Annotated in this window: 9 protein-coding genes; all 9 read left to right on the forward strand. The window is 49.6% G+C overall.

What is annotated here, in order from left to right:
• The coding region (locus tag J8X26_RS26545; RefSeq protein ID WP_208952521.1) for a tyrosine-type recombinase/integrase at window positions 1-868 on the forward strand (868 nt) is incomplete at its 5' end.
• A complete protein-coding gene (locus tag J8X26_RS26550; RefSeq protein WP_244370884.1) occupies window positions 861-1,121 on the forward strand; it encodes a hypothetical protein in 261 nt (86 codons plus the stop codon). The genes J8X26_RS26545 and J8X26_RS26550, both read left to right, overlap by 8 nt.
• A complete protein-coding gene (locus tag J8X26_RS26555) occupies window positions 1,114-1,320 on the forward strand; it encodes a hypothetical protein (RefSeq protein WP_208952522.1) in 207 nt (68 codons plus the stop codon). The genes J8X26_RS26550 and J8X26_RS26555 overlap by 8 nt, the downstream gene beginning before the upstream one ends.
• Window positions 1,321-1,324: 4 nt before the next feature.
• Window positions 1,325-1,624, forward strand: a complete 300-nt coding sequence (locus tag J8X26_RS26560; RefSeq protein ID WP_208952523.1) for a DUF4222 domain-containing protein — start codon at window positions 1,325-1,327, stop codon at window positions 1,622-1,624.
• Window positions 1,621-3,756: a DUF927 domain-containing protein gene (locus tag J8X26_RS26565; protein ID WP_208952524.1), complete on the forward strand. Its 2,136-nt coding sequence runs from the start codon at window positions 1,621-1,623 to the stop codon at window positions 3,754-3,756. Before J8X26_RS26560 ends, J8X26_RS26565 begins: the two co-directional genes overlap by 4 nt.
• 329 nt (window positions 3,757-4,085) lie before the next feature.
• Window positions 4,086-4,310 carry a PerC family transcriptional regulator gene (locus J8X26_RS26570; protein WP_208952525.1) on the forward strand — a complete coding sequence of 75 codons (225 nt, stop codon included), beginning with the start codon at window positions 4,086-4,088 and terminating at the stop codon, window positions 4,308-4,310.
• A gap of 276 nt (window positions 4,311-4,586) precedes the next feature.
• A complete protein-coding gene (locus J8X26_RS26575) occupies window positions 4,587-5,072 on the forward strand; it encodes a type VI secretion system tube protein TssD (RefSeq protein WP_208952526.1) in 486 nt (161 codons plus the stop codon).
• A 12-nt stretch (window positions 5,073-5,084) separates the two neighbouring features.
• Complete coding sequence (locus J8X26_RS26580) at window positions 5,085-5,462, forward strand: tlde1 domain-containing protein (RefSeq protein WP_208952527.1); 378 nt, start codon at window positions 5,085-5,087, stop codon at window positions 5,460-5,462.
• Window positions 5,462-5,977: a hypothetical protein gene (locus tag J8X26_RS26585; protein WP_208952528.1), complete on the forward strand. Its 516-nt coding sequence runs from the start codon at window positions 5,462-5,464 to the stop codon at window positions 5,975-5,977. The genes J8X26_RS26580 and J8X26_RS26585 overlap by 1 nt, the downstream gene beginning before the upstream one ends.
• Window positions 5,978-6,308: the final 331 nt, after the last annotated feature.

Below are 6,308 nucleotides of genomic sequence, written 5' to 3' on the forward strand. Positions count from 1 at the left end.
GCAAACCCTGACAGCAAAAGCGCGCGAGCTGCGCGGCAACGTCGTTAAAGCGGTGTCCACCAAAGGTTCCCGTACTATGACGCCGGTTTATGACCGTGACGAACAGCGCAAACTCCGGGATCGCATTCAGCAGACGCAGGCCGATTGGGTTTTGCTCTGGTGGGATATTTCCGTTTGCACCGGCTGGCGCACCAGCGACGTGTGTAATTTCCGCTATTCCTGCATCAATTGGGAAACCGGAAAAGCAACGATTGTTGTCGCCAAACAGACCAAAGCGGCGGAGGCTCGAGCCACGCGCAAAGGTATCGAGATTGTTCGCCAGCAGCGCAAAGACGCCGCCCGCATAGCCGGTGATCACATTGCCTATATGCAGTGGGACAGCGTGAGCTGTGACGAACTGGCCTCCGACATGACCGACAAAGAACAGGCGATAGTGTTCGATCTGGTATCCCGCGCCGAGGTTAAGCAGGACACCAAACAATTACCACCAGGCATTATTAAACGCCTGCGTGACCGTCTGGCACGTAATTTTGTTGATGATGATTTGGTATTTTCCCGTAGCCAGATTGAAAGTAACCGTTGTTATTGTCTGGAAGGTAGCGTTTCGCGTCAAACAATCTGGAAAAAATTACACAGCGTCATGCAGTGGTTCGCCGGATTCATTAACGCGAAATTGCGCCTTAGTGCCTACTCAAGCCGAAAAATTGCCGCCTTTAATCTCATGAATGCAGGTGGAGAGCAGGGGTTATTGATTGCCTCTGAAATGCTGGGACATAGCAACCCAGCTATTACCCGCACTTATCTACAGTTAGGCAGCAAGGCTGCTGCTATACAGTCACGTTTAGCAATGGAGGTGCCCCATGTCTGACTTATCGACTACCCATGGCATCCGCATTAATGCCGCGTTGACTGCCTCACTGCTGGAAACTCACGAAATGAGGGAGCACGCCAAAACCGCGCTTGAATACGGCAACCAGGCACACGCTGTTCTGGGTTTGTGGCTGGCGGGTCTGACGCCTGATGATATTGCGGAAAGTAGCCGTGTCGCCGCCGTTCACAATCTGTTATCTGAGGCGCTGGCACATCTTAAAATGGCTGTGGGGGTAAATCATTTTGCATAACGCTCAAACTACCGTCACCGCTACATTGCATATTTCCCCTGATTTTACCGGTCGTGTGCTGGTGAATCTGATTAATGGCAAAGTGCAATGCGATCGCCGCCTGAGAGACGAAGAACATGTTTCTTCCCTTTTCAGTTTTCTCGAGCTGGCAGAATCAGCCGGTTTTCAGGTAATCCCACCCGCGCAATCCGGGGAGTAAAACCATGAATAAAAAATTAACTGGCTTTGCTGCCAGCGGCCAAACACAGCCAGAAATCCGCCCGGGAGATATTTGGAAAGATCGCACCGGTTCCAAAATCACTATTTCCAGCTTTGTGCATAACCGCGTGACGTACATCCGCGACGGGTATGAGCATCCCTGCATTGCATCCGTGGGGCGGTTTAGCCGCGATTTTGTACCGGTGCCGGCTGGCGCGGTTTCCGAGTGGTGCAAGACCAATAACGCGCTTGATAAAACGCAGAAATTGAAAGAAATGATCCAAAGTCAGAGAGGAAAAAAATGAAAAGCGCCCCGAACGTTAAACAATTGCCAAAGGACAAATTCACCGAGGCGATTATTTTTGCGGGTGCGGATGCACTCAGCCATGTACAGCACTGGACGGAAAAAGCCGGTAATGAAGCGGGTGACAAAATCCCACCCATTTATCTGGGCGCCCGGCAATTGGCCGAGCTGGATAACCTGCGCATCATCGATAAGGGGCGGCGTTACGTCCGTGTTTACCGTGCCGGTGATATCAGCCCTGCGCAATTGCTGGCGATTGAAACCCGTTTGGCACTGGCCGATGTGAAGGAAGCCCGTCTATTTGACGGAATACATGAACAGAAACCAGCGGAAGATTGGACCCCGCGCCTTCCTGGACTCAAAGAGGAGGCAGAACGCGGGGAAAGTCTGGTAGAAGATATACGCAAAGCCGGTGGCCAGCGTAAACCGGTAGATGAACTGGCCCCGCGCGTTGAATCTCGGAATGGTGGGCTGTATTGGGTGACGCCAAAAATCGATAAGCAGTCCGGGGAAGTGATCCGCCCCGGCCAATGGCTATGTGGCGCGGTAGAGGTGCTGGGAACCGGCGAGGGTGATGGTAGCGATTTTGTGATTCTGCGCTGGCAACCAACGGGAAACAGGCCGGAACGCACAGAGGCGATCCCCGCGGGTGATATTGGCAATCGGGAAGGTTGGGCGAGATTGAGTAACCGGGGGCTGCGCGTTACTGCAAAGCCTCAGTTACGCGCCATCCTTGCCGATTATTTGACAGATAGTGATACCGGTGAACTTTGGAACATCGCTTCATTGTCAGGCTGGCAGCACGGCGTTTATATCATGCCAGACGGGGAAATTATCGGTGACAGTCAGAAGCGCGTCCTGTTCCACGGGCGAAGTGCTACGGCGTCGGGTTACACGGTGGCAGGAACGGCTGAAAGCTGGCGCGATAATGTGGCCGCGCTCGTGGTGGGCAACCCGTCGATGATGCTAGGTGTTGCGGCGGCGCTGGTTGCCCCGCTTGTGGGACTGGTGGATGCTGACGGCTTCGGAGTCCATTTCTTCCAGCAGTCCAGCGCCGGTAAAACCACCACGGCCAATATTGCCAGCAGTCTATACGGCAGTCCGGACATGTTGCGCCTAACGTGGTACGGCACGGCGCTGGGCATCGCGAACGAAGCTCAATCTCACCATGATGGATTGTTGGCGTTGGATGAAGTTGGACAGGGAGCGGATCCCAAATCGGTAGCCACTTCTGCGTACACGCTGTTTAACGGTTCTGGCAAATTGCAGGGGGCAAAAGAGGGGGGTAACCGGGAGTTAAAGCGTTGGCGCACCGTCGCTATCAGCACGGGAGAAATGGATATTGAAACCTATCTTTTGAGCCATGGGATCAACCCCAAAGCAGGGCAACTGGTCCGCCTGCTTAACATTCCTCTGGAAAAATCCACGGTGTTTCATGGTTTGCCATCAGGTAAAGCCCATGCCGACGCTCTGCGCGATGCATGGACGGGGCACCATGGCGCAGCGGGGCGTGAGTGGGTGCGATGGCTTGCTGACCACCAGCAGGAGGCTCAGGAGGCTGCAAGGACCGCGAGACAGCGTTGGCGCGGGCTAATTCCTGAAAGCTATGGTGAACAGGTCCACCGCGTCGGAGAGCGTTTTGCGATAATGGAAACGGCGTTGCTGCTGGCGGGGCATATTACTGGCTGGGATGCGCAGGTGTGCCGGGATGCCATTCAGCACAGCTTCAACGCCTGGGTAAAAGAGTTCGGCACCGGCAACAAAGAGCACCAGCAGATTATCGAGCAAACCGAGGAGTTTCTTAACGCTTACGGTATGAGTCGTTTCGCTCCGTTGGACTATGACCCGCATAGTTTGCCAATCTCTGAACTGATGGGGTATCGCGATAATGGTGAACGATTCGATGATCCCATGTTGTTTTACGTGCTCCCGGCACCGTTTAAAAAACACGTTGCTGGCACCCACAACAAAGACGCCACCGCGCAAGTTCTTCATGAAGCTGGAATGCTCAAAAAATCCAGCAGCGCCAAGGGCTGGCAAATCAGAATGCCCCGCCTTAAGCACCTGAACAATGTGCGCCCTTGGGCTTATGCGCTTCTATTCGCGCCTGAAACTGAATCAGAAGATGAGTAATTTCTTCATGTGCACATAAAAACCTTTAGCCCATTTAGACCAGATAACTCTATTAGTAATTAACCTATTGTTAATTAAGAAAAGTGATAAATAATTTTGGTCTAAGTCTGGGCTAACTATTGTTGATTTTGGGCTAAGTATGGGGTGATTTGGGCTAACAGGGGTTCGGGCGATATTGGGCTAACTCTAAAATAGGTGGATTTAGCCCAAATCAGGAATGATTTAGCCCAAAAATATAATTTGTATCTAGTTAAATCAACATGTTAGGTGGATTTGGCTAAATGGTCCAACTGGTCTAACCGTTTTTGTATACCTATAGAGAATTTTAAATGAATGAGAAAAAGGCGGAAGCATTGGAACAGGCTGGTTTATGGCGACGGGCGGCGCGTTGCTGGCTGGATGTGATGGACGCCAGCCAGGACGATAAAGAGCGGGAACGCATCGCCTTACGTCGAAATCACTGTATTAGCATGTCAATTGGAGTCACCGCGGACCAGCGACGCTATCAGAATAAGCAGCGTTATCGGGAACAGAAATCAGGGGTCGGATATTAAGCGGGTTACAGAAACCTAGTTGTGTCAATTAGAGGTGAAAGCTGCCTATTTAGCGAAGCCAGTAAACTACGCAAAAAGTACCTGGCAGGATCTAAAAATTCCCTCATTCTGTGTAATCGCATCATTAAATTTATATTTTGCTCACTCATGGCATGTGCATTTTTGAGTATACGAAAACTCTGAAACGGCGGTTTTATTGATCCTAACAGGTAAAATTGGGTAGATGTGGGGCGTAGTATCGCAAAGAAATTAATCAATTACATGGAGTTCATTAGCATGGCGATACCCGTATATTTATGGCTTAAAGACGATGGTGGGGCTGATATCAAAGGTTCTGTTGACGTAAATGGCCGAGAGGGAAGCATTGAGGTGACAGGCATCCAGCATAGTGTATGCCTACCGACAGATCCACGTACTGGGAAAATAGCCGCTACACGCTCGCACAGCAGTTATTATTTTGAGAAGGAAATAGATTCCTCCAGCCCATACCTATATAAAGCGGTCACAACCGGGCAAGCGCTCAAGTCAGCCGAGTTTAAATTTTACGCGATTAATCATGCAGGGCAGGAACAGGAATATTTTAATACCAGTCTTGAGTCGGTTCGGGTGGTATCGGTAATGCCGATAATGTTTGATATTAAAAGCCCGCTTTTTGAAAAAGTTGGGCATCGGGAGTGTGTCGAACTGATGTTTGAAAAAATCACCTGGCATTACATCGATGGCAATATCATTCATAGTGACTCTTGGAACGAAAGGGCATAAGGAGGTTGTTATATGTGGGAATATGATCGCGCGTCCGGTTCTTTAAAGCATAATGGTACAACGATAAGTTCCGGTTATTCAGGTAAAGGAAAATACAAAAACAGGCCGGAACAGGAAGCGTATAAGGCTCCTCATGGCAGCCCGAATGCAGCCCCTTTACCCGCAGGGAGTTACACAATTACCAGCCCGTTTAACTCACATGTCACCGGCCCCTATGCCATGCGCCTAATGCCGAATAGTTCCAATAATATGCATGGGCGGGGTGATTTTGAGATCCATGGGGATAAAGGCAGTGACCCAGGTAATGCGTCAGAGGGATGTATTGTTATTGCGCCGTCTATTCGTCGCCAGATATGGGCAAGCGGTGACAGAAATTTGAGTGTCAAATAATGAATTATTCACTGATTTTACTATTAGGCTCAGCCCTTTCATTCTCTGCATGTAGTACGTCACTTAATGATCACCTGTACGCCAAGGTTGAGAACGCTATTAAAACTCAAGATCGTAGCGCCATTTCTGATGTTGAATATGACCAGATAAGTGAAAACATTCAGCGTGGTAACAGCAAATGGATTGCCCTATACCCTAAATTATCGTCGGAACCGTTTTTAGGTGTTACGGCGTTTCAAGAGGGGTTAGATATTGATCTGGCTTTTGCACTACCTGAAAACGCAGATGATACTCTTAAGCAGGTAACGACAAACAATATCGATCAAGTGTGCTCGATGCCATTCATTGAACCTACGCGCAATTCAATTTATCGGTATTACGAGCGCACTCATGCGGCATTAATGAAAATCGGTGCTCCCGGGCAAAAATGCCTATCGGTTCTGGATACTGAGATGCAATCGTTAAAAATGCTCGATAGCCAAGGCAAGATCGAATGGGGTGAGGGCGAATACTGACCCCCATTTAAGTTGCCAGAATAACGAAAGCCACCACGCAAACTTGCTGGTGGCTTTTTTGTGCCAGATAAAAGCCCACGCCTAAGTTACCGTCCGTTGGAACAGTCAATCAACTAATGCTTATCGTTGCAGTAATTGCAATGAAGTTGATAATTGTTGCGATTTGTGAAAGCATGATAACTGTATAAATATCAGGGGGTGATTTATGAGTAAACAGCAAGCTTCACAGGCGGTTTTGCTTAGTCGGGGGCAGGTTGAGTCCCTGTTACGTATTCAGGAACAGGAGAAAAAACGCTCAGAGTTTGGCATTTGTCCATCCATTCACGAAGTA

It is taken from the genome of Rahnella sp. ChDrAdgB13, assembly GCF_017655185.1.
In the GTDB taxonomy this organism is placed as follows: Bacteria; Pseudomonadota; Gammaproteobacteria; order Enterobacterales; family Enterobacteriaceae; genus Rahnella; species Rahnella contaminans.

What these genes read in the sequence shown, in the direction of transcription:
- J8X26_RS26550 (WP_244370884.1), top strand. Translation starts at nt 861, where the DNA reads ATGTCTGACTTATCGACTACCCATGGCATCCGCATTAATGCCGCGTTG.
- J8X26_RS26560 (WP_208952523.1), top strand. Translation starts at nt 1,325, where the DNA reads ATGAATAAAAAATTAACTGGCTTTGCTGCCAGCGGCCAAACACAGCCA.
- J8X26_RS26565 (WP_208952524.1), top strand. Translation starts at nt 1,621, where the DNA reads ATGAAAAGCGCCCCGAACGTTAAACAATTGCCAAAGGACAAATTCACC.
- J8X26_RS26570 (WP_208952525.1), top strand. Translation starts at nt 4,086, where the DNA reads ATGAATGAGAAAAAGGCGGAAGCATTGGAACAGGCTGGTTTATGGCGA.
- J8X26_RS26575 (WP_208952526.1), top strand. Translation starts at nt 4,587, where the DNA reads ATGGCGATACCCGTATATTTATGGCTTAAAGACGATGGTGGGGCTGAT.
- J8X26_RS26580 (WP_208952527.1), top strand. Translation starts at nt 5,085, where the DNA reads ATGTGGGAATATGATCGCGCGTCCGGTTCTTTAAAGCATAATGGTACA.
- J8X26_RS26585 (WP_208952528.1), top strand. Translation starts at nt 5,462, where the DNA reads ATGAATTATTCACTGATTTTACTATTAGGCTCAGCCCTTTCATTCTCT.